21 protein-coding genes are annotated in these 19,167 nt (G+C 64.7%); 10 read left to right on the top strand and 11 right to left on the bottom strand.

Annotation, left to right across the window (positions count from 1 at the left end):
- Positions 1-32: 32 nt before the first annotated feature.
- Positions 33-1,073: an NAD(P)-dependent oxidoreductase gene (locus tag AC0GNR_RS12750; RefSeq protein WP_472901329.1), complete on the top strand. Its 1,041-nt coding sequence runs from the start codon at positions 33-35 to the stop codon at positions 1,071-1,073.
- A gap of 37 nt (positions 1,074-1,110) precedes the next feature.
- Here the strand turns inward: AC0GNR_RS12750 and AC0GNR_RS12745 are convergent, their stop codons facing one another.
- Positions 1,111-4,017, bottom strand: coding sequence for a valine--tRNA ligase (locus AC0GNR_RS12745; RefSeq protein ID WP_472901328.1), 2,907 nt, complete (start codon positions 4,015-4,017; stop codon positions 1,111-1,113).
- Between the two features lie 100 nt (positions 4,018-4,117).
- On the bottom strand, positions 4,118-4,729 hold the full coding sequence (locus tag AC0GNR_RS12740) for a VOC family protein (protein WP_472901327.1): 612 nt from the start codon (positions 4,727-4,729) through the stop codon (positions 4,118-4,120).
- Positions 4,730-5,031: 302 nt separating this feature from the next.
- Between AC0GNR_RS12740 and AC0GNR_RS12735 the strand changes: the two genes are divergently transcribed.
- The 3 genes from AC0GNR_RS12735 to AC0GNR_RS12725 all read left to right on the top strand — a co-directional run bounded on the left by AC0GNR_RS12735 (position 5,032) and on the right by AC0GNR_RS12725 (position 7,651).
- The gene (locus AC0GNR_RS12735; RefSeq protein ID WP_069048731.1) at positions 5,032-5,454 is read left to right on the top strand and encodes a rubrerythrin family protein; all 423 of its coding nucleotides are present in this window, start codon (positions 5,032-5,034) and stop codon (positions 5,452-5,454) included.
- 192 nt (positions 5,455-5,646) lie between these two features.
- Positions 5,647-6,996 carry a (Fe-S)-binding protein gene (locus tag AC0GNR_RS12730; RefSeq protein WP_472901326.1) on the top strand — a complete coding sequence of 450 codons (1,350 nt, stop codon included), beginning with the start codon at positions 5,647-5,649 and terminating at the stop codon, positions 6,994-6,996.
- Between the two features lie 64 nt (positions 6,997-7,060).
- On the top strand, positions 7,061-7,651 hold the full coding sequence (locus AC0GNR_RS12725) for a DUF3501 family protein (protein WP_472901325.1): 591 nt from the start codon (positions 7,061-7,063) through the stop codon (positions 7,649-7,651).
- Here AC0GNR_RS12725 and AC0GNR_RS12720 read toward each other — a convergent pair.
- Positions 7,648-8,364 (bottom strand): pseudouridine synthase, encoded by a 717-nt coding sequence (locus tag AC0GNR_RS12720; RefSeq protein ID WP_472901324.1) that lies wholly within the window; start codon positions 8,362-8,364, stop codon positions 7,648-7,650. The two genes, AC0GNR_RS12725 and AC0GNR_RS12720, sit on opposite strands and share 4 nt — an antisense overlap.
- Here AC0GNR_RS12720 and yaaA point away from each other — a divergent pair.
- The 4 genes from yaaA (at position 8,363) to queF (ending at position 11,871) form a co-directional block, all read left to right on the top strand.
- Positions 8,363-9,139 (top strand): peroxide stress protein YaaA, encoded by a 777-nt coding sequence (yaaA, locus tag AC0GNR_RS12715; RefSeq protein WP_472901323.1) that lies wholly within the window; start codon positions 8,363-8,365, stop codon positions 9,137-9,139. The two genes, AC0GNR_RS12720 and yaaA, sit on opposite strands and share 2 nt — an antisense overlap.
- 42 nt (positions 9,140-9,181) lie before the next feature.
- Entirely contained in the window at positions 9,182-10,030 is an 849-nt protein-coding gene (locus tag AC0GNR_RS12710) for a 2OG-Fe(II) oxygenase (protein WP_472901322.1), read from the top strand.
- Positions 10,031-10,097: 67 nt separating this feature from the next.
- The gene (locus AC0GNR_RS12705; RefSeq protein WP_472901321.1) at positions 10,098-11,129 is read left to right on the top strand and encodes an alpha/beta fold hydrolase; all 1,032 of its coding nucleotides are present in this window, start codon (positions 10,098-10,100) and stop codon (positions 11,127-11,129) included.
- A complete protein-coding gene (gene queF, locus AC0GNR_RS12700) occupies positions 11,020-11,871 on the top strand; it encodes an NADPH-dependent 7-cyano-7-deazaguanine reductase QueF (RefSeq protein ID WP_472901320.1) in 852 nt (283 codons plus the stop codon). The genes AC0GNR_RS12705 and queF overlap by 110 nt, the downstream gene beginning before the upstream one ends.
- Before the next feature lie 149 nt (positions 11,872-12,020).
- Here the strand turns inward: queF and AC0GNR_RS12695 are convergent, their stop codons facing one another.
- The 5 genes from AC0GNR_RS12695 to AC0GNR_RS12675 form a co-directional block, all read right to left on the bottom strand.
- A complete protein-coding gene (locus AC0GNR_RS12695) occupies positions 12,021-12,800 on the bottom strand; it encodes an anti-sigma factor (RefSeq protein ID WP_472901319.1) in 780 nt (259 codons plus the stop codon).
- Positions 12,801-12,945: 145 nt separating this feature from the next.
- Positions 12,946-13,518, bottom strand: a complete 573-nt coding sequence (locus AC0GNR_RS12690) for a sigma-70 family RNA polymerase sigma factor (RefSeq protein WP_472901318.1) — start codon at positions 13,516-13,518, stop codon at positions 12,946-12,948.
- A gap of 68 nt (positions 13,519-13,586) precedes the next feature.
- Positions 13,587-14,243 carry a cupredoxin domain-containing protein gene (locus AC0GNR_RS12685; RefSeq protein ID WP_472901317.1) on the bottom strand — a complete coding sequence of 219 codons (657 nt, stop codon included), beginning with the start codon at positions 14,241-14,243 and terminating at the stop codon, positions 13,587-13,589.
- A gap of 11 nt (positions 14,244-14,254) precedes the next feature.
- Positions 14,255-14,746, bottom strand: coding sequence for a group I truncated hemoglobin (locus AC0GNR_RS12680; RefSeq protein WP_472901316.1), 492 nt, complete (start codon positions 14,744-14,746; stop codon positions 14,255-14,257).
- Between the two features lie 52 nt (positions 14,747-14,798).
- Positions 14,799-15,746, bottom strand: coding sequence for a DUF3034 family protein (locus AC0GNR_RS12675; protein ID WP_472901315.1), 948 nt, complete (start codon positions 15,744-15,746; stop codon positions 14,799-14,801).
- A 249-nt stretch (positions 15,747-15,995) separates the two neighbouring features.
- Here AC0GNR_RS12675 and AC0GNR_RS12670 point away from each other — a divergent pair, with 249 nt between their 5' ends.
- The gene (locus AC0GNR_RS12670) at positions 15,996-16,595 is read left to right on the top strand and encodes a ferritin-like domain-containing protein (RefSeq protein ID WP_472901314.1); all 600 of its coding nucleotides are present in this window, start codon (positions 15,996-15,998) and stop codon (positions 16,593-16,595) included.
- A 47-nt stretch (positions 16,596-16,642) separates the two neighbouring features.
- Positions 16,643-17,188, top strand: a complete 546-nt coding sequence (locus AC0GNR_RS12665; RefSeq protein WP_472901313.1) for a DUF3455 domain-containing protein — start codon at positions 16,643-16,645, stop codon at positions 17,186-17,188.
- Between the two features lie 103 nt (positions 17,189-17,291).
- Here the strand turns inward: AC0GNR_RS12665 and AC0GNR_RS12660 are convergent, their stop codons facing one another.
- From AC0GNR_RS12660 to AC0GNR_RS12650, 3 genes are read right to left on the bottom strand one after another with little or no spacing between them, the layout of a single operon-like run.
- Entirely contained in the window at positions 17,292-18,353 is a 1,062-nt protein-coding gene (locus tag AC0GNR_RS12660; RefSeq protein WP_472901312.1) for a histone deacetylase family protein, read from the bottom strand.
- A complete protein-coding gene (locus tag AC0GNR_RS12655) occupies positions 18,354-18,692 on the bottom strand; it encodes a helix-turn-helix domain-containing protein (protein WP_472901311.1) in 339 nt (112 codons plus the stop codon).
- Positions 18,682-19,059 carry a type II toxin-antitoxin system RelE/ParE family toxin gene (locus AC0GNR_RS12650; RefSeq protein ID WP_472901310.1) on the bottom strand — a complete coding sequence of 126 codons (378 nt, stop codon included), beginning with the start codon at positions 19,057-19,059 and terminating at the stop codon, positions 18,682-18,684. Before AC0GNR_RS12650 ends, AC0GNR_RS12655 begins: the two co-directional genes overlap by 11 nt.
- Positions 19,060-19,167 lie beyond the last annotated feature (108 nt).

Genomic DNA, 19,167 nt, shown 5'->3' with positions numbered 1-19,167 from the left:
CCGCCAGCGCTGACACGGCCACCGCGCGCAACATGGAAGTCTTGCTGGTTGACCCGCTGGTGCCTGAAGCCCTTGGCTGGCTTCAGGAGCGCCACGATGTGAGCTACCGGCCCGAGCTCGGCGATGATCCGATCGAACTGCGCAAAAACATGTACAAGACGCGCGCCATCGTGCTGCCGCCGCATGTGATCGTGTCGCAAGAGTTTTTGGACTTTTCACCCAAGCTGCAGCTGGTGGCCCGCATGCAGATTTCCAGCGACAACACCGATCTTGACGCCTGCGCGCGCCGCCAGGTCCGGGTGATCCAGGCGCGCAGTGCCACGGTGCGTTCCAACGCTGAATACGTGCTCTACGGCCTGCTCATGCTGTACCGCCGAGGCATGATCAGTGCCTTGCTGGGACGCAAAATTTCGCAGGTGCGCATGGGCCGCGAACTCGCTGGCAGCACCGTGGGCTTGCTGGGGCTGGCACCGGTGGCGCACACGCTGGCGCCCATGCTCAAAAGCTTGGGCGTGCGCTTGCTCGGTTACGACCCAGCCGTGCACCACGCGGCCCCCATTTGGGACAAGCTCGGTGTGGAGCCCACCACGGCGCAAGACCTGCTGGCCCGCTCCGACGCGGTGTCGCTGCAGGTGGTGTATGCCTCGCGTTTCAAAGGCTGGATCAACGAGCGGCTGTTGAACCACTGCAAGCCCGGGCAGCTGTGGGTGGGGGTGAGCCGCAGTTCGCTGTTTGACCCGGAAGCCCTGGCGCACGCCTTGTGCGATGGCCGCATTGACGCCTGCTTGCTGGACGGCGCCAACCCGAGTTTTGCGGCCGAAGGCACGCCCTTGCATGCGGTGCCCAACCTGCACCTGACGCCTCGCCTGGGCTCGCACACCCGCGAAGCCAAGCTGCGCGCCAGCTGGTATGTGGCGCACCGCATTCACGAGAGCCTGTCGCCGCTGGCTTCGCACCCGGAAACCCGCCACAGCGACTTTTCGGTGCTCGACAGCCTGGACTACGCCGACCAGGAAGATCCCCAGGCGGTGTCACCTTCCCAGTGGAGTTCGCTGGAACTGCACCGGCGATGAATTGAGCCGGCGCCGCTCCCGTTGCGGCGCCGCGTGTTCAGTTACCCAGCCGGGCCAGTTGCTCGCGCACCTTGGCCAGCGTGGCGGTGAAGTCGGCCACCCGTTTCTTTTCTTGCTCAATCACGGCAGGTGGTGCTTTGGCCACAAACGCCTCATTGCCCAATTTGGCGCCCGCCTTGGTGATTTCGCCCTCCAGGCGGGTGGCTTCCTTGCCCAGGCGCAGCTTTTCGGCGGCCACGTCAATTTCCATGAACAGGCACATGCGGGCCTCGCCCACCACCGCCACCGGCGCGGCCTGCGCGGCAGCGGCCCAGGCGGCCTCGTCTTCAAACACCTTCACTTCGCTGAGCTTGGCCAGCGCCTGTAGCACGGGGCCACCGGTTTGCATGAAAGCGGTGTCGCCCAACACGTAGAGCGGCAGGCGGGTGGCGGGTGACACGTTCATTTCACCGCGCAGGTTGCGGCAGGCGTCCACCAGACCCTTGAGCTTGGCCACATGGGCCTCGGCCTGTTCGTCAATGCGGTCGGGCTGGCTCAGCGGGTAAGTTGCGATACTGACCGATGGGCCGGCGCGCCCCGCGACGGGCGCCACCTTCTGCCACAGCTCTTCGGTGATGAAGGGAATCACCGGGTGCGCCAGACGCAGAATGGTTTCCAGCGTGCGGATCAGGGTGCGGCGCGTGGCGCGTTGCTGCGCGGCGTTGCCGGTGTTGATCTGCACCTTGGCAATTTCCAGGTACCAGTCGCAGAACTCGTTCCAGACGAAGTCGTAGACCGTGTTGGCCACGTTGTCCAGCCGGTATTCGGCAAAGCCCCTGGCCACCTCGGCTTCCACACGCTGCAGGGTGGAGGTGATCCACCGGTCAGCCGGGCTGAAGCTCAGGTAACCGTGGCTGGAGCCGCCCACTTCGCAGTCGGCCTTGGTGTGTTCCTTCAGGCCGCAGTCTTGGCCCTCGCAATTCATCAGCGTGAAACGGGTGGCGTTCCAGAGCTTGTTGCAGAAGTTGCGGTAGCCCTCGCAGCGCTTGCTGTCGAAGTTGATGCTGCGGCCCAGCGACGCCAGCGCGGCAAAGGTGAAACGCAGCGCGTCGGCGCCGTAGGCCGGGATGCCCTCGGGGAATTCCTTCTCGGTCTGCTTGCGCACCTTGGGCGCGGTCTCGGGCTTGCGCAGGCCGGTGGTGCGCTTGTCCAGCAGGGGGGCGAGCGAAATGCCGTCGATCAGGTCCACCGGGTCCAGCACGTTGCCTTCGCTCTTGCTCATCTTCTGGCCCTGCGCGTCGCGCACCAAGCCGTGAATGTAGACGTGCTTGAACGGCACCCGGCCGGTGAAGTGCGTCGTCATCATGATCATCCTGGCCACCCAGAAAAAGATGATGTCGTAGCCTGTGACCAGCACGCTGCTGGGCAAATACAGGTTGTAGTCGTCGGTGGGCTTGTCGCCCTGTTCAGGCCAGCCCATGGTGCTGAACGGCACCAGTGCCGAGGAATACCAGGTGTCCAGCACGTCTTCGTCGCGCGTGAGCACCTTGCCGGCGCCGGCCTGGGCCTGCGCTTCTTCCAGATTGCGTGCCACATACACCTGGCCCTGCTCGTCGTACCAGGCCGGAATCTGGTGGCCCCACCAGAGCTGGCGGCTGATGCACCAGTCCTGGATGTTGTTCATCCACTGGTTGTAGGTGTTGACCCAGTTTTCGGGCACAAACTTCACCTCGCCCGACTGCACGGCCGCTACGGCCTTGTCGGCGATGGAGGTGCCGCTGGTGTTGTGCTCATTGCCCTTGCTGGTCATAGCCACAAACCACTGGTCGGTCAGCATGGGCTCGATCACCTGGCCGGTGCGCGCGCAGCGCGGCACCATCAGCTTGTGTTTTTTGACTTCGACCAGCAGGCCGGCGGCTTCCAGGTCGGCTACCACGGCCTTGCGGGCCACAAAGCGGTCCAGGCCGCGGTATTTTTCGGGCGCGTTGTCGTTGATGGTGGCGTTGAGGTGCAGCACGCCGATGATGGGTAGCTGGTGGCGCTGGCCGACCGCGTAGTCGTTGGCGTCGTGCGCGGGCGTGACCTTCACCACCCCGGTGCCAAACGCGCGGTCCACATAGTCGTCGGCGATCACCGGGATCTCTCGATCACACAGCGGCAGCTTCACATATTGGCCAATGAGTGCGCTGTAGCGCTCGTCTTCGGGGTGGACCATCACGGCCACGTCGCCCAGCAGGGTCTCGGGGCGGGTGGTCGCCACGGTCAGGTGGCCCGAACCATTGACCAGCGGGTAGGCGATGTGCCAGAGCGAGCCGTCTTCCTCTTCGCTCTCCACTTCCAGGTCGGACACGGCAGACATGAGCACCGGGTCCCAGTTGACCAGGCGCTTGCCACGGTAGATCAGGCCCTGCTGGTAGAGCTTCACAAAGGTCTCGGTCACGACCCTGCTGAGCTTGGGGTCCATGGTGAAGTACTCGCGGCTCCAGTCCACGCTGTCGCCCATGCGGCGCATTTGCGTGGTGATGGTGTTGCCGCTCTCTTCTTTCCATTCCCATACCTTGGCCACAAAATTCTTGCGTGCCTCGGCGGGCGTAGGCCCCATGTCGTGGCGGCTGGTGCCTTGCGCTTGCAATTGGCGTTCCACCACGATCTGCGTGGCAATGCCCGCGTGGTCTGTGCCGGGCACCCACACCGTGTTGGCGCCGCTCATGCGGTGGTAGCGCGTGAGCGAGTCCATGATGGTCTGGTTGAACGCATGCCCCATGTGCAGCGTGCCCGTCACATTGGGCGGTGGCAGCTGAATGGCGAACGACGGCGCGCCTTCCACCGGTGCCCCTGTGCCCCGGAAGCCCGCGGCCCCGTAACCACGTTGCTCCCATTCCGGTCCCCAATGGGCTTCGAGCGCGGCGGGCTCAAACGATTTGGAGAGGGATTGCAGGCCGGGTTGGTGCAGGGTGTCAGACATGGGGTGGGCGCAAAAAGTGAAACGGCGCTCCGAAGGGCGCCGTCAGGGAAAGCTCGGGAATGGGTCGATTTTATTCGACCGATCTTCCTGGGGTGCTGCGTCAGCTTTGGCTGCGTGCGGCCACCTCGGGCCGGTCGTTTTGTTGGGGCTTCAGCGGTGCGGACGCTTGGCCTTCGGCCCGCTCGCGGCGCCACTGTTCTTTGCGCGCGGTCCATTCGGCCAGGCGTGCGTGCGCGGTCTTGCTTTCTTCCAGCATTTCAAACTCGTCGGCCAGCTGGGCGGTGAGTTCCAGGCGGATGCCGTTCGGGTCAAAGAAGTAAATGCTTTTGAAAATGTGGTGGTCGGTCACGCCCAGCACCTCAATGCCATGCGCTTGCAGCCGCGCTTTGGTGTTTTCCAGCTCCTGCTCGGTGTTCACGCGAAAGCTGATGTGGTTGACCCACTTGGGCGTGTTGGGGCTGGGTAGTGCGGCCACGTCGTCACCCAGGTCAAAGAAGGCAATGAACGAGCCGTCTTGCAGGCGGAAGAAAAAGTGGGTGTACGGGCAGTACTCACCCGTGCTGGGCACATGGTCGCTCTGGATGATGTGGTACAGCGGCAAACCCAGAATGTCTTCATAAAACTGGCGTGTTTCCTCGGCGTCTTTGGCGCGGTAGGCGTAGTGGTGCAGCTGTTGTACAGGCGCTGGAGGGGGCAAGGTGCTGGTGGTCATGGGGGCTCCTGAATGACGGCAGTGGCGGCATGTAATTCAACATTGTGCAATGCATTTCCCAAAAAGAAACGGTGCGGCATGGAATCGCCTTCACAGCTTGCCGGTTTCTGGCGGGTATGTCGATGATGTTGAGAATGGTTATCAATTGAGGTTTTCCAATAGCCTGTGGCAATGCGTTGAATAGATCAGAACAATTAGACGGACCTCCCTACCCGGCGTAAGGTCGTTTTGCCTCAACGGGTGCAGCCGCTTGCCGGCCGGCCTGCTGGGTCTTTCTTCAACCACGAACAGGAGATAAAACCATGCCCGCATTGAAAGGCTCGAAAACCGAGCAATGCCTGAAAGACGCCTTCGCTGGCGAATCGCAGGCCAACCGCCGCTACCTGTATTTCGCGAACAAGGCCGACGTGGAAGGCCAGAACGATGTGGCCGCGCTGTTCCGCTCCACCGCTGAAGGTGAAACCGGTCACGCCCATGGTCACCTGGAGTTTCTGGAGCAGTCTGGCGACCCGGCCACCGGCATGCCGATTGGCTCCACCCGCGACAACCTGGCTTCGGCCGTGGCGGGCGAAACCCACGAGTACACCGACATGTACCCTGGCATGGCCAAGACCGCGCGTGAAGAGGGCTTTGACGAGGTGGCCGACTGGTTTGAGACGCTGGCCAAGGCCGAGCGCTCGCACGCCAACCGCTACCAGAAGGCTTTGAACGAACTGGTGGATTGAGCCCACCCCCATCGCTGGCCCACTTCGTGTGGCCAGCTCAGCCCCTCAAGGGGCGGCGCTGGCGGCCTGGCAAAGCCAGTTCCGCGGCGCCCCGGGGTTGAACTGCCCTTCTCTTGGAGGGCGTTTTTGAAAGCGTTTGGTTGAGCGCTTTCAAAAACCCACGAAAAACCCGCACAGACGAGGAGACACGACATGGCAACCGAAGGCAACTTGCAAGCCCCGACCCGGCATGCGCTGGACTGGAAAAACCCCGACTTTTACAATGAAGAAAAGTGTTTCGACGAGCTGGAGCGGATTTTTGACATTTGCCATGGATGCCGCCGCTGTGTGAGCTTGTGCGGTTCCTTCCCCACGCTGTTCGACCTGGTGGACGAAAGCAAGACCATGGAGGTCGATGGCGTTGACAAGAAGGACTACTGGAAGGTGGTGGACCAGTGTTACATGTGCGACCTGTGCTACATGACCAAGTGCCCCTACACGCCGCCGCACGAGTGGAACCTGGACTTTCCGCACACCATGCTGCGTGCCAAGGCCATCAAGTTCAAAAAAGGTGAAGTGGGCGCGGCTGAAAAGTTTTTGGCCTCCACCGACGTGCACGGCCAGTTTGCGGGCATTCCCATCGTGGTGCAGGCGGCCAATGCGCTGAACAAAACCAAAACCATGCGCAAGGTCATGGAAAACGTGGCGGGCGTGGACAAAGACGCCTGGCTGCCCGAGCTGGCCACCAAAAAATTCCGTTCCGGCACGCCCGAAGCCCAGTCCACGGCGGTGGTGGATGGTTCCAAGACGCCGGGCAAGGTGGCTATTTTTGCCACCTGCTACATCAACTACAACGAGCCCGGCATTGGCCTGGACTTGCTGAAGGTGCTCGATCACAACGCCATTCCTTACGTGATTGTGGACAAGGAAAAGTGCTGCGGCATGCCCAAGCTGGAGCTGGGCGACCTGGAGTCGGTGCAGGCCAGCAAAGAGGCCAATATTCCGGTGCTGGCGCGCTACGCGAAAGACGGTTTTGCCATTCTGGCCGCGGTGCCCAGCTGCGCGCTCATGTTCAAGCAGGAAATCCCGCTGATGTTTCCGAACGATGCCGACACCCAACTGGTGAAAGAGCACATGTGGGACCCGTTTGAATACTTCATGGCCCGCAAGCGCGATGGCCTGCTGAAGACCGAGTTCCCGCAAAAGCTGGGCAATGTGAGCTACCAGATTCCGTGCCACGGGCGGGTGCAAAACATCGGCAAGAAGACCGAGGAAATGCTGAAGATGATCCCCGACACCACCATCAACACCATTGAGCGGTGTTCGGGCCACGCGGGCACCTTTGGCGTGAAAAAGGCTTACCACCAGACCGCCATGAAGATCGGCAAACCGGTGTTCAAGGCCATGACCACCATGAAAGACGGCAGCAAGCCCGATTTCATCAGCTCGGATTGCCCACTGGGCGGGCACCACATTGCGCAGGGCTTCGAAGTGAACGGCCTGGGCGCGCCCGAACTTCAGCACCCGATCAGCCTGGTGGCCAAGGCCTATGGATTGAAGTGAGTGACACGGCAGCCGGCCTGCGTTTTTGTGACACCTGTTTCAGCTTTTATTTGGAGAAAAACCCATGCAACTGACCGGCCACATCACCCCCGAGAGCCTCATGAGTCTGGAGGCCTACACCAAGTGGCGCAAGCTTCACAAGCCCGAAATCATCGCGCACCGCAAGCTGCGCAGCGTCGTGCTGGGCGAACACATCAACCTGCAGTTTGAGAGCGAGACCACCATCCGCTACCAAATCCAGGAGATGCTGCGCATTGAAAAAGTCTTTGAAGAAGAGGGCATTCAGCAAGAGATTGAGGCCTATGCGCCGCTGGTGCCTGACGGCCGCAACTGGAAGGCCACCATGATGATCGAGTACACCGACATCAACGAGCGCAAGCGCGAGCTGGCCCGGCTCATCGGTGTAGAAGACCGCATGTTTGTCGAGGTCGAAGGCCATGCCCGCGTGTACGCGATTGCCGACGAAGACCTGGACCGCGAAAACGATGTAAAAACCAGCGCCGTGCATTTTGTGCGGTTCGAGCTGACGCCCGCCATGTGCGCGTCGGTCAAGGCTGGGGGCGCGGTCAAGCTGGGCTGCGACCACACCCACTACCCGGCGCACATGCAAATTCCGCCCGAAACCCTGACCAGCCTGGCTGGCGACTTGCGCTAAGCCTGCGCGGCGCTCCGGGCCGACCCGGCCGGCCAGGCAGACCATGACGCGTCGGGCGTGGCCTCGATGTGCAGCGGCTCACCGGTCGTGGGGTGTTTAAGCGACAGCGTGCGTGCGTGCAGCCACAGGCGCTGCAGACCCAGCCACTCGGCCACGGCACGGTTCAGCGGACCTTTGCCGTGGGTGGCATCGCCCAAGATGGGGTGGGCAATGTGTTTCATGTGCCTGCGCAGCTGGTGGCGCCGCCCGGTGAGCGGTTGCAGCTCGACCAGCGCACAGCGCGTGGTCTCAAAACCGCCGTGGGGCAGCGGCAGTTCGTAGCCTTCCAGGGTGCGCCAGCGCGTCTGTGCTGTCTGCACCTCTTCGCGCTCGCTGCGCATGTCGTCCGGCATGCGCTTGAGCGGGTGGTCGGTGAAGCCCTCAGGGGCGGGCCAGCCGCGCACCACCGCCTGGTAGGTTTTGTTCAGGCCGTCACCCGCTTCAAAAGCCTGGCCCAGGGTGCGCGCGGTGGCTGCGCTCAGCGCAAACAGCAGCACGCCGCTGGTGCCTTTGTCGAGGCGGTGCGCGGGCCACACCGGTTGGCCCAGCTGGTCGCGCAGCATTTGCAGGGCAAAACGTGTTTCGCCGGCGTCCAGCCCGGTGCGGTGCACCAGCAGGCCCGGCGGTTTGTTCACCGCTGCAAGATAATCGTCGACGTAAAGGATTTCCAGCATGTTGTTTGTATTGTCCCCCGCCAAAGCGCTTGACTATGAAACGCCGCCGCACGTGGCGACCCACACCCAGCCGCTGTTTGTGGAGCAGGCCACCGAGCTGATTGGGGTGTTGCGTGAAAAGTCGCCGCAGCAGATCGCCGAGCTGATGAAGCTGTCGGACCCGCTGTCGGGCCTGAACGTGGCGCGCTACGCCGCCTGGGCGCCCAAGTTCACGGCCCGCAATGCCAAGCAGGCGGTGCTGGCCTTCAATGGCGATGTGTACGAAGGCCTGGACGCCAAGTCGCTGACCGAGCCGGACCTGGACTGGCTGCAACAGCACCTGTGCATTTTGAGTGGTCTGTATGGCGTGTTGCGCCCGCTGGACTGGATGCAGCCCTACCGCCTGGAAATGGGCACGCGCCTGCCCACAGCGCACGGCAAAAACCTCTACCAGTTCTGGGGCAGCCAGATTGCCGAGTACCTGAACAAGCGTGCTGCGGCCGACCTGAGTCCGGTGGTGGTCAACCTCGCCAGTGAGGAGTATTTCAAGTCGGTGGACCGCAAGGCGCTCAAGCCGCGGGTGGTGATCTGTGCGTTTGAAGAGCGCAAGGGCGACGGCTACAAGATCATCAGCTTCATGGCCAAGCGCGCTCGCGGCCTGATGGTGCGCTACGCCGTGCAGCACCGCCTGAGCACGCCCGAGCAGCTCAAGGGTTTTGATCTGGAGGGCTACCGCTTTGTGCCCGCCGCGTCTGAAAGTGACCGCCTGGTGTTCCGGCGCGAGCACAAAGCCTGATCATCTGAGCACCGTTGCATTGTTTGCCAAGGCATGCACGCCATGAACCAACTCATCACGCCCGAACTGCGCCAATGGCTGACCCAACAGGCCGCTGAGGGCCATTCGCGCCAGTCGGTGCTGGACGCCTTGCTGAAGGCCGGCTGGCAACCTGAGACCGCCGCTCTGGCGCTGGAGAGCGAATGGGACGAACAGCAGCGCCAGCGCGCAGCAGCCTCTGCCCGCTTGCCGGCCCAGCGTCTGCCCGACCTGGACTTGGCCCGGTCGCCCCGCCAGATGGACGTGGGTGACCGCTGGGTGGACGTGATTGCCACGCTGGCGACGCCGCGTGTGGTGGTGCTGGGCAATCTGCTGAGCGCAGACGAGTGCGACGCGCTGGTGGCGGCGGCGCGCCCGCGGCTGGCACGTTCGCTCACGGTGCAGACGCAGACCGGTGGCGAAGAGCTCAACCCCGACCGCACCAGCCAGGGCATGTTTTTTAGCCGGGGCGAGAGTGAACTGCTCACGCGCATCGAAGCCCGCATTGGCCGGCTGCTGAACTGGCCGGTGGACCATGGCGAAGGCATGCAGGTGCTGCGCTACGGTGCTGGTGCGCAATACAAGCCGCATTACGACTACTTTGACCCCGCCGAGCCGGGTACGCCGACCATCTTGCGCCGCGGCGGGCAGCGGGTGGCCACGCTGGTGATGTACCTGAGCGAGCCGGCACGTGGCGGCGGCACCATCTTCCCGGACGTGGGGCTGGAAGTGGCCCCGGTGCGTGGCAACGCGGTGTTTTTCAGCTACGACCGCCCGCACCCCGCCACCGGCACGCTGCACGGCGGCGCCCCGGTGATCGAAGGGGAGAAGTGGGTGGCCACCAAGTGGTTGCGCGAGCGTGTGTTTGAATGACAGCGCCGCGCCCCCATGTGAAGCGCTGTCTGCACCCAACCGCCCCTGCATGGCGCTCAGGAACCCCATGAAAATTGCCAGCAACGGCTTGCGTTTTGAAGTTGAAACCGCCGGCCACGACAGCGCCCCGGCGGTGCTGCTCACCATGGGCTTGGGCATGCAGCTCACCGCCTGGCCCGAACGTTTGTTGACGGCGCTGGTGAACGCGGGCTACCGCGTGATCCGCTACGACAACCGCGACATCGGTTTGTCCAGCCACCTGGACGCGCTGGGCGAGCCCAACCTGCTGTGGCAGTTCGTCAAGTCGCGTCTGGGCTTGCGGCTGCGCTCAGCCTATACCTTGCAAGACATGGCGCAAGACGCGCTGGGCATTCTGGACGCGCTGGGCGTGGCGCGCGCGCATGTGGTCGGCGTGTCCATGGGCGGCATGGTGTCGCAGCGCATCGCGGCCACTGCGCCCGAGCGTGTGCTCAGCCTCACCAGCGTCATGAGCTCCAGCGGCGCACCGGGCCTGCCCGGCCCCAGCCCCGAGGTATCGCGCGCCATGGTCACCCGGCCCAAAAGCCAGTCACCCGAAGACGTGGTGGACCATACGCTCGACATTTTTCGGCTCATTGGCAGCCCCGCCTACCCGCAAGACATGCCCGTGTTTCGCCAGCACCTGCTGGACGGCGTGAACCGCAGCTACCACCGGGCCGGCGTGTCGCGCCAGTTGCTGGCCATCATGACCGACCGCCAGCGCCACACCTTGTTGCCGCGGATCGTCTGTCCCAGCCTGGTTATTCACGGCGCGGCCGACCCGCTGGTGCCCATGGCCTGCGGCCAAGACACGGCGGCGCGCATTCCCGGCGCTCGTTTTGAAGCCATTCAGGGCATGGGCCACGACTGGCCGCCCGGCGTGGCCGCGCTGCCTGGCCGCCCGGCGTGGCCGCGCTGCTCGCCCAACACATTGTTCCGCACCTCAACGCTGCAACCGCACCCCACTCAGCATGAACGCCAACACCCCCGAACACTCCCAGCTGGGCAAAGCCTCGGCCTACATCGACCAGTACGACGCGTCGTTGCTGTACCCGCTGCCGCGCGAGGCCAAGCGGCGTGAAATTGGCATTGCCGGCAGCGTGCCGTTTCTGGGCGCTGATATGTGGACCGCGTTTGAGCTCAGCTGGCTCAACCTGCGCGGCAAGCCCCAGGTGGCGCTGGCCCACATCACCATTCCCTGCGAGAGCACACACATTGTTGAAAGCAAGTCGTTCAAGCTGTACCTGAACAGCCTGAACAACACCCGGTTTGAGAGCGCCGACGCGGTGCGCGAGCGCATGCGCAACGACATCAGTGCCACCATCTGGCACGGTGGCCCGGTGCAGATCACCGCGGGTGTGCGCCTGCTGCTGCCCGAGCTGTTTGACTGCGAACCGGTGCAGGAACTGGACGGCCTGTGCATTGACCGGCTCGACGTGGAATGCACGCACTACCAGCCCGCACCCGAACTGCTGAGCGCCGCGTTGCACGAAAAGCCGGTGGAAGAAACGCTGGTGAGCGACCTGCTGAAAAGCAACTGTCTGGTGACAGGCCAGCCCGACTGGGGCACGGTGCAGATCCGTTACAGCGGCCCGCAGATCGACCAGGCGGGGCTGCTGCAATACATCGTGAGCTTTCGCAACCACAACGAATTTCACGAGCAGTGTGTGGAGCGCATGTACATGGACATCATGGCCCGCTGCAAACCCGCCAAGCTCATGGTCTACGCGCGTTACACCCGCCGCGGCGGGCTCGACATCAACCCCTGGCGCAGCAGCCATCCGCAGCTGCCGCCGGCCAATGTGCGCACGGCGCGGCAGTAGTCGCTGGAACCCGGTTTTTTAAGCAGCCGGAGCGTCACCCGCGACACCTGAGCCAGCCCCATCCAGGGCACCGCCGGGCCGGCTTTGCCGGACGGCCAGTGCCGCCCCCTTGAGGGGGTCGCGCGCAGCGCGGCGGGGGGGGAGCCATCTCAAAGCATTTTCTGAATCAGCGCACCCTTGAACAACACCGGCCCGGTGGGGCCGGTTTCGCTTGGCACACCGCCTTTGGGCTCCAGGCTGATGGCCAGCGTGGGCACTTCGCGCACGTCGCGCTGGTCGGCGGCCAGTTGCAGCAGCTTGTCCGGGCTCAGCACGCCCAGTGAGCGTGGGCCGCCGGCGGGTGGCAAGGCCCACAGCTGCAGCGACTTGTCGGCCGCTTCCTGGTAGCCGCCCACGCGTTGCAGCGTCAGGCGGCCGTTCTTCGGGTCAAACGTGACCAGCATCGACGCGCTGGCCTGGTCATCGTTGAGCACGGCCACATATTCGATCTGCGGCTGGGCCGACAGCTGCGCTTGCAGTTCACCGATCTGCGCGCCCAGGTTGTCGCGCAGGCCCACGGCCGTGACCACCGCCAGCACCGTGGCCAGCGCGCCAGCGGCGGTGGTGCCACGCCACAGCGCCAGGCTGCGCAGCCAGCCGCCCGGTGCGGGCTTGGTGGCCTTGGCGCGGGCGGCGGCCATGGCCGCTTGCTCGCCGTCGGCGCGCACCAGGTTGTCAATGCGCGTCCACACGGCCGGGGGCGGCGTGGTGGGGTTTTGCAGCTCGTTCATGCTGGCCACGCGGCTTTGCCAGATGAGCGCGGCCGCACGCACCGGCGCCTGTTCGCGGGCCAGGGTTTCAAACCGGCGGCGCGCGCCACCACGCAGCGTGCCCAGCGCGTAGGCGCTGGCCAGACGGTCCAACAGCTCAGGGTGTTGCAACAGGTTCATAAATAGGTTTCAATTTCTCTCGGCACCGGAGCGTCTTGCGCACCGCACGAAGTGTCCCAATCCAAGGGCACCGCCGGGCCGGCTCCGCCGGACGGCCAGTGCCGCCCCCCTTGAGGGGGGTGACGCGAAGCGGCGCGGGGGGTGTTCATGCAAACCCTGCCATACAGTGGCGCAACTGGTCCAGCCCGCGCCGTATCCAGGTTTTCACCGTGCCCAGTGGCAACCGCAGCTGCTCGGCCAGTTCACCGTGGCTCAGGTCGCGCAAGTAAGCCAGGCTCACCACCTCGCGCTGTTTGTTGTCCAGCCGGCCCAGGCACTGGTGCAAGGCCCAGGCCTGCTGGCTGGCCAGGCTGGTGTCCATGGGGTTGGGCGCATCGCCGGCCAGCGTGTCGGCCATGGCGTCGTCGATCTCGTCGGTCAGGTGCTCGCGCTCGGCCTTGCGCCGGCGCAGCAGGTCCAGCGAGCGGCTGCGCACGATCAGGCCCAGCCAGGCCATGGGCGGGCTCAGGCTGGCTCGGTAGTCGGGGGCGGTGCGCCAGATCTGCAAAAACGTGTCTTGCAGTGCGTCTTCGGCCCACTCGTTGTTGCGCACCACCCGCAGCGACAGGCCATACAGCTTGCCCGAGGTCAGGTCGTACAGCGCCTTGAGCGCGGCCTCGTCGCGCTGGGCCACGCGGTCCAGCAGCCCCATCAGGTGTGCATCGGGTTCGTCTTGCATGGGCGCATTGTGCGGGAAGCCCTCCGCTTTTGCTGGCGCCCAGGCGGGCCACCCACCCAGCCAGCCCATCACAAACGGCGCCGGCGCGGCACCACCTGGGTGGGCACGCTGAGCGCGGTCACGGGCAACACGCGGATGCTGGTGGCTGGCAGCTCCAGCAGCTGGTCGGCGTGCCACACGCGCACGCGCGCCGCGCCTTCGGGCACGTCTTGCAGCATCGCCACGCCGTCGGTCCCGGTCTTTACCGCCCAGGGCGTGTTGGCCACGTACACAAAACCGCGCATGGAGCCGTGCAGGTGGCAGCCCAACTGGAAGGCGCCGGCTTTGTCCAGCGTCACGTCGGCGCTGCTGGGTTCTTGGCCTTCCAGCTGGCCGGCCAGCCGCAGTTCAAACCCCGCTTGCGCGGGAGCGTTCAGGCTGGCCAGGCCGGCGGGTGTGCCGCGCACATGGTGTTCCCAGCGGTCCTGGTTGGTGAAGCGCACGCGCGAGCCCACCGGCAGCACGCTGACCGCGGGGAAAAATTGCATTTTTTGCTGGGTGATGGTGGCCTGCACCGGCGCCGGCGCGCGCAGCGCTTGCCCGCTGGCGGGCTCCAGCACCACCACCGCGTCGGCCAGGGGTTTGCCGTCGCGGGCCAGCACCGTGACCTGTACCGTGGCCGCCTGCGCTGCGCCCGCCAGAGCGAGCCAGGCGAGTGCGTGGGTCGGTTTCAAAAAGTTTTGCATGGCAGCGGCCTTCAGCGTGCGTTGACCACATCGCGGTGCATGGGCGCCAGCAGCGCCAGCAACTGGTTTTGGCGGGTGAACGCTATACCGCGCGCGTTCATGCTGACTTGCAGCACCTCGACCAGCGCATTGAAGTGGCTGCGGGTCACGTCCATGTTGGCGTGGGCCTCCTTCATGTCGGGGCCTTTGTACACACATGGGCCGCCTGCGAGCTGGCACACCTGGTCGGTCAGTTGCTTGGCCAGGTTGTCGGGTTGGGTGTCTTTGAACTGGTCACCGATGCGCGGGTCGGCCTTGAGACGCAGCACAAAATCGTCCATCAGGGCGCGGATGCCGGCTTGTTCGCCAAAGGCCTGGTACAAGCCCGCGGCCGGTGTCATGGGGTAGGCGCTGGCGGGCGAGACAGCCGGCGCCGCCGTTTGCAGGGCCATCGACTGGGCTAGGGCGTGGCCGCTGCCCATGGCGAGCAGGGTGAGGGCGGTAGAGGTGATGAAGGTTTTCATGGGGTGGGTTCAAAAAAGGAGGTGATCGGGTGGGCTGGCGTGGTGGCACAGGTCAAAAAGCAACCTGGGCTGAGAGGTACACGCCGGTCTGCTTTTTGTTGTTGGTGGTGGCGGGCACGATGCGACCCAGGTCCACGTAGGCGGCGGTGAGCGACAGGTTTTTGTTCGGTGCCCAGGCAATGAAAATGTCCTTCCAGTCGTCGGCGCGCAGGCCGTTGCCCAGGCCGGCGGCAGCGCCCGCGCGCTGCAGTTTGTTGGGCATGCTGCGGTATTCAAAGCCCACCGCCACGTTCTTGCTCAGCAGGTAGGCCACCGAAATTTCGGGCTGCAGTTCGTAGCCGTTGTCAGCGCCGCCCAGCGTGGCGCCATGGCCCAGCAGGCCGTTCTGGTTGGCGCGAGTGGCGCGCAGCGTGCCGTTCACCAGCAGGCCTTGGGCCAGAAACAGCTTGGTGGCGCTCACGTACACGTCCACACCGTCGCGCTGGGCGCCCAGGGCGGCCAGCGTGCCGTCCAGCCCGCTGCGTTGCAGGCTTTTCACTTGCACGCCCACGGCAATTTGCGGCATCAGGGTGTCGCTGTCCAGCACCGCGTCGCCGGCCACACGCACTTTCGCGCCCACGATGTTCTGCTTCAGGTGCAGCCCAGGCAGGCCCAGCAGGGTGCCGGTGATGCCGGTGTTGAAGTCTTGCCGCGCAATGGACAGCTCCACCCGGTCGTTGATGCCCACTGCCGCGCCCGCCACAGTCAGGCCGTAGTCCTGCGTGGTGGCACGGCTGATGAACGCGGACACACCGGTCTCACCTTCGGTGGCCTGGCTGCCAATCACGGCCCAGGGCGTGAGGCCACCGCCAGCGGCGCCTTCGACCGTGCTCACGCCCCCGGTCAACAGCAGCTTGCCGGTGTCGGCGTGGGCGGGAGCGGCTGCGAGCAACGCAGCAGCCAGGGGCAGCAGGGCCAGGGGCCGTGGCAGGCGAAAAGGAGCGGTCGGTGTGTGTGTCATGGCGTGTGGTGTTTGTTTGAAAAGTGAGGGGCTGAAGAGCCGCCAGTGCATCTGGCTTGCTGACTACGCAGCCCGGTGGCGACTGGATTCAGCGGCGCCTAAATCCCTTTGGCTTGAAGGGGTTTGTGAATCCAAAGCGTTGCCCGGCTGCGTATCCACAACGTCGGTGCTGCAACAACCGCCATCGGTTCACCGGCTGCTTTCCCGCCTTGTCTTTTTGTTCAAACCCACGCTTCACAGGAAAAAACCATGTCCCACATCACCACCGTGTCTTCTTCCCTCATCGCCACGCCCGCCTCGCGCCGCAGTTTCATGCGCAGCGGCGGTGCGCTGTCAGCCGTGGCTGTGGCCCTGCTCGCCGGTAAAGACGTGCTCGCCCAGGGCATGAACGCCGACACGTCCAAAGACGTGGCCATCCTCAACGTGGCGTTGGGGCTGGAGCACGAAGCCATCAACGCCTACCAGCTCGGCGCCGGCAGCGGCCTGCTGCAAAAGCCGGTGCTCGACATCGCCGTGCAGTTCCAAGGCCACCACAAGACCCACCGCGACGCCCTGGTGGCCACCATTCAGAAACTGGGTGGCCAGCCGGTGGCCGAGATGACGCTGGCCGCCTACGCCAAAGCGCTGAATGCCGGCGCGCTGAAAAGCCAGGCCGATGTGCTGGACCTGGCCGCCCGCCTGGAGCTGGGCGCCACCAACGCCTACCTGAGCGTCATTCCATCGCTGGGCAACCGTGATCTGGCCAAAGTGGCCGCCCGCCTGGCGGCGGACGAAACCATGCATTTCACGATTTTGAACAACGCGCTGGGCCGCCCGCTGCCCGCCGGTGCCCTCTCGTTCGGCGCCTGATTTTTCTCGCTGTCACGCTGTTTTTCTACCCCAACAAGGAGCTTTCCATGTTCATCAAAACCACCCTGGCCGCCGTGGCCACCCTGGCGCTCACCGCCTGCGCTTCCCACATGAACGCCCCCGCCATGGCGTTTTCGCAGGCGGGCCTGCCCGCCGCTGTGCAAGTGCCCGCCGGCCACCAGGTGGCCATGGAAACCGTGGGCGTGGGCCAGATCACCTACGAATGCCGGGCGAAGAAAGACGCCGCCGGGCATGAGTGGGTGTTTGTCGGCCCCGACGCGAAGCTGATGGGCCGCAGCGGCCAGCAAGTGGGCACCTACTACGGCCCGCCCGCCACCTGGGCGAGCCTGGACGGCTCTAAAGTTACCGCCACCCAGCTGGCTGTGGCGCCGGGCGGCATGGGCAACATCCCGCTGCAGCTGGTGAAGGCCAACCCGGCCATGGGCATGGGCGCCCTGCAGGGGGTGAGCTACATCCAGCGCGTGGCCACACAAGGCGGCATCGCCCCGGCCATGCTGTGCGATGGCAGCAAGATGGGCAGCAAGGAAATCGTCAAGTACCAGGCCGACTACATCTTCTGGAAGGCTGTCTGATCGAAGACAGCGCGGGTGCCGAAAACACACCGTTCGCCCTGAGCCTGTCGAAGGGCTTTCGCTGTGCTGGCTTCGACAGGCTCAGCCCGAACGGTTCAGGCGTTCACACCGCGCGGCGGAAGCCTTCCAGCAGGTTCACCGCGTTGGTACCCACCGCGTCCACCGCGTAGCCGCCTTCAAACGTGAACACCGTGGGCAGGCCGGCGCTGGCCAGCGCTTCGCCCACGGCCAGGTAGTCAGCGCTTTGCAGCGTGAAACCTGAAATCGGGTCGCCTTCAAATGTGTCCAGCCCCATGGGCACCACCAGCGCGTCGGCCTTGAAGGCCGCCACCGCTTCCAGCGCCTGGCCAAGGGCGGCGCGCCAGGTGGTGAAGTTCGTGCCGCGCGGCAGCGGCAGGTTCAGGTTGAAGCCTTCGCCCGCACCCGCGCCGCGCTCGTCCGCATGGTCCAGGAAAAACGGGTATTCGGTGGCCGGGTCACCATGAATCGACACCGTGAGCACGTCACCGCGTTCGTAAAAAATGGTCTGCGTGCCGTTGCCGTGGTGGTAGTCCACATCCAGCACCGCCACGCGCTGCCGGCCACCGTCGCGCAGGGCCTGTGCGGCCACAGCGGCGTTGTTCAGAAAACAGTAGCCGCCAAAAAAGTCGGCCCCCGCGTGGTGGCCGGGCGGTCGGGTGAGCGCAAACGCGCTGCGCGCACCGCCCAGCACCTCGTGCGCCGCCGCCAGCGCACACGCTGCACCCCCGCGCGCCGCCGCCCAGGTGCCGGCCATCAGCGGAGAGCCCGAGTCAAACGAAAACAGGCCCAGGCGCGCTGCAAAGTTGGCGGGCAGCACGTCGGTACGAAAGGCGTGGCGGTTGCCCAGGGGCCACACCGAGGGCAGGGCGTCGCGCTGCGCGTTCGCCGGGTCCATGGCCACCCACTCGTCCCAGGCGCCCGCCAGAAACTGCGTGTAGCGCGGGGCGTGCACGCGGGCAATCGCCGCGTCGAGCTCGGCGTCGTTCAGCGCGGGCGTGAGCAGTTCGCCCAGCGGGCGGCGCTGCAGCTCGGCCAACACAAAGTCCAGCCGCGCCGGCACTTCGTGGCACGGCACCATGCGGCCACGGAACATCTCTTCGCGCCCCTGGTGCAGGGCGTGGTGGGGGTTGTGGAAGGTTTTCATTTACAGCACCGCTTCCAGTCCTTTGCGTTCAAGCAAATCAAGCAGCTTGAGCGACGGCCCGCTCGGGTGCTTGTCGCCCAACTCCCACTTGCGCACGGTGGAGGTGCTCGTGTTCAACACCGCCGCCAGCACCGATTGGCTCAGGTTCAGGTGCGCTCGCAATGCGCGGATCTTTTCGCTGTCATACGGGGCAATAGGCTCCATGCACAGGGCTTCGTACTGGCCCATCTTGCGCTTGTCGATGAAGCCCAGGCGGTGCAGATCAGCCGCCGTTTCCTGCACGGCATCGAGTACCCGGCTCTTGGCCTTGGTTGTCTTGGTGTTGGCTTTAATGGTCATTGCAAATCTCCAGGAGGGCGCCGTCTTCCACGGCCAAAGTCAGCTGTGCTGGTGTGCGGGCCAGCAGATCGGCAGCAAGGGTCTGCAGGGCTTCCCGTTCGTCATCGTCGATGTTGGCGCGGTCGTTCTTCTCAAACCCGAACACGAAAAACCAGCGCGAGCCCTTGTTCGTGGCCACCAGTGTGCGGGCACCGCCCCGTTTGCCGCGACCGGCCAAGCCCACGCGTTTCTTGACAACGCCACCGCCCAGGTCAGCATCGATCAGACCTTGCACCATTTCGGCCACGGCGGTGCACAAAACCTGGTCGGTCAGTTCGGTTTTGCGCATCCAGCGCTGGAAGTGCCGGGTTTTGAAGATGCGGTTCATGCATACAAATTATGCCACTAGGTGGCATACCTTGTCAACGGTGAAAAGTTGGAGACGCTGGCGGCTGGCCTTGGCGGAACTGGCGCGACAATGCCCTCGTGAAACCTG

This window comes from Hydrogenophaga sp. LT287 (genome assembly GCF_055702805.1).
Note: the sequence above shows the minus strand (reverse complement) of the source record. Positions and strands in the feature narration are given on the sequence as shown.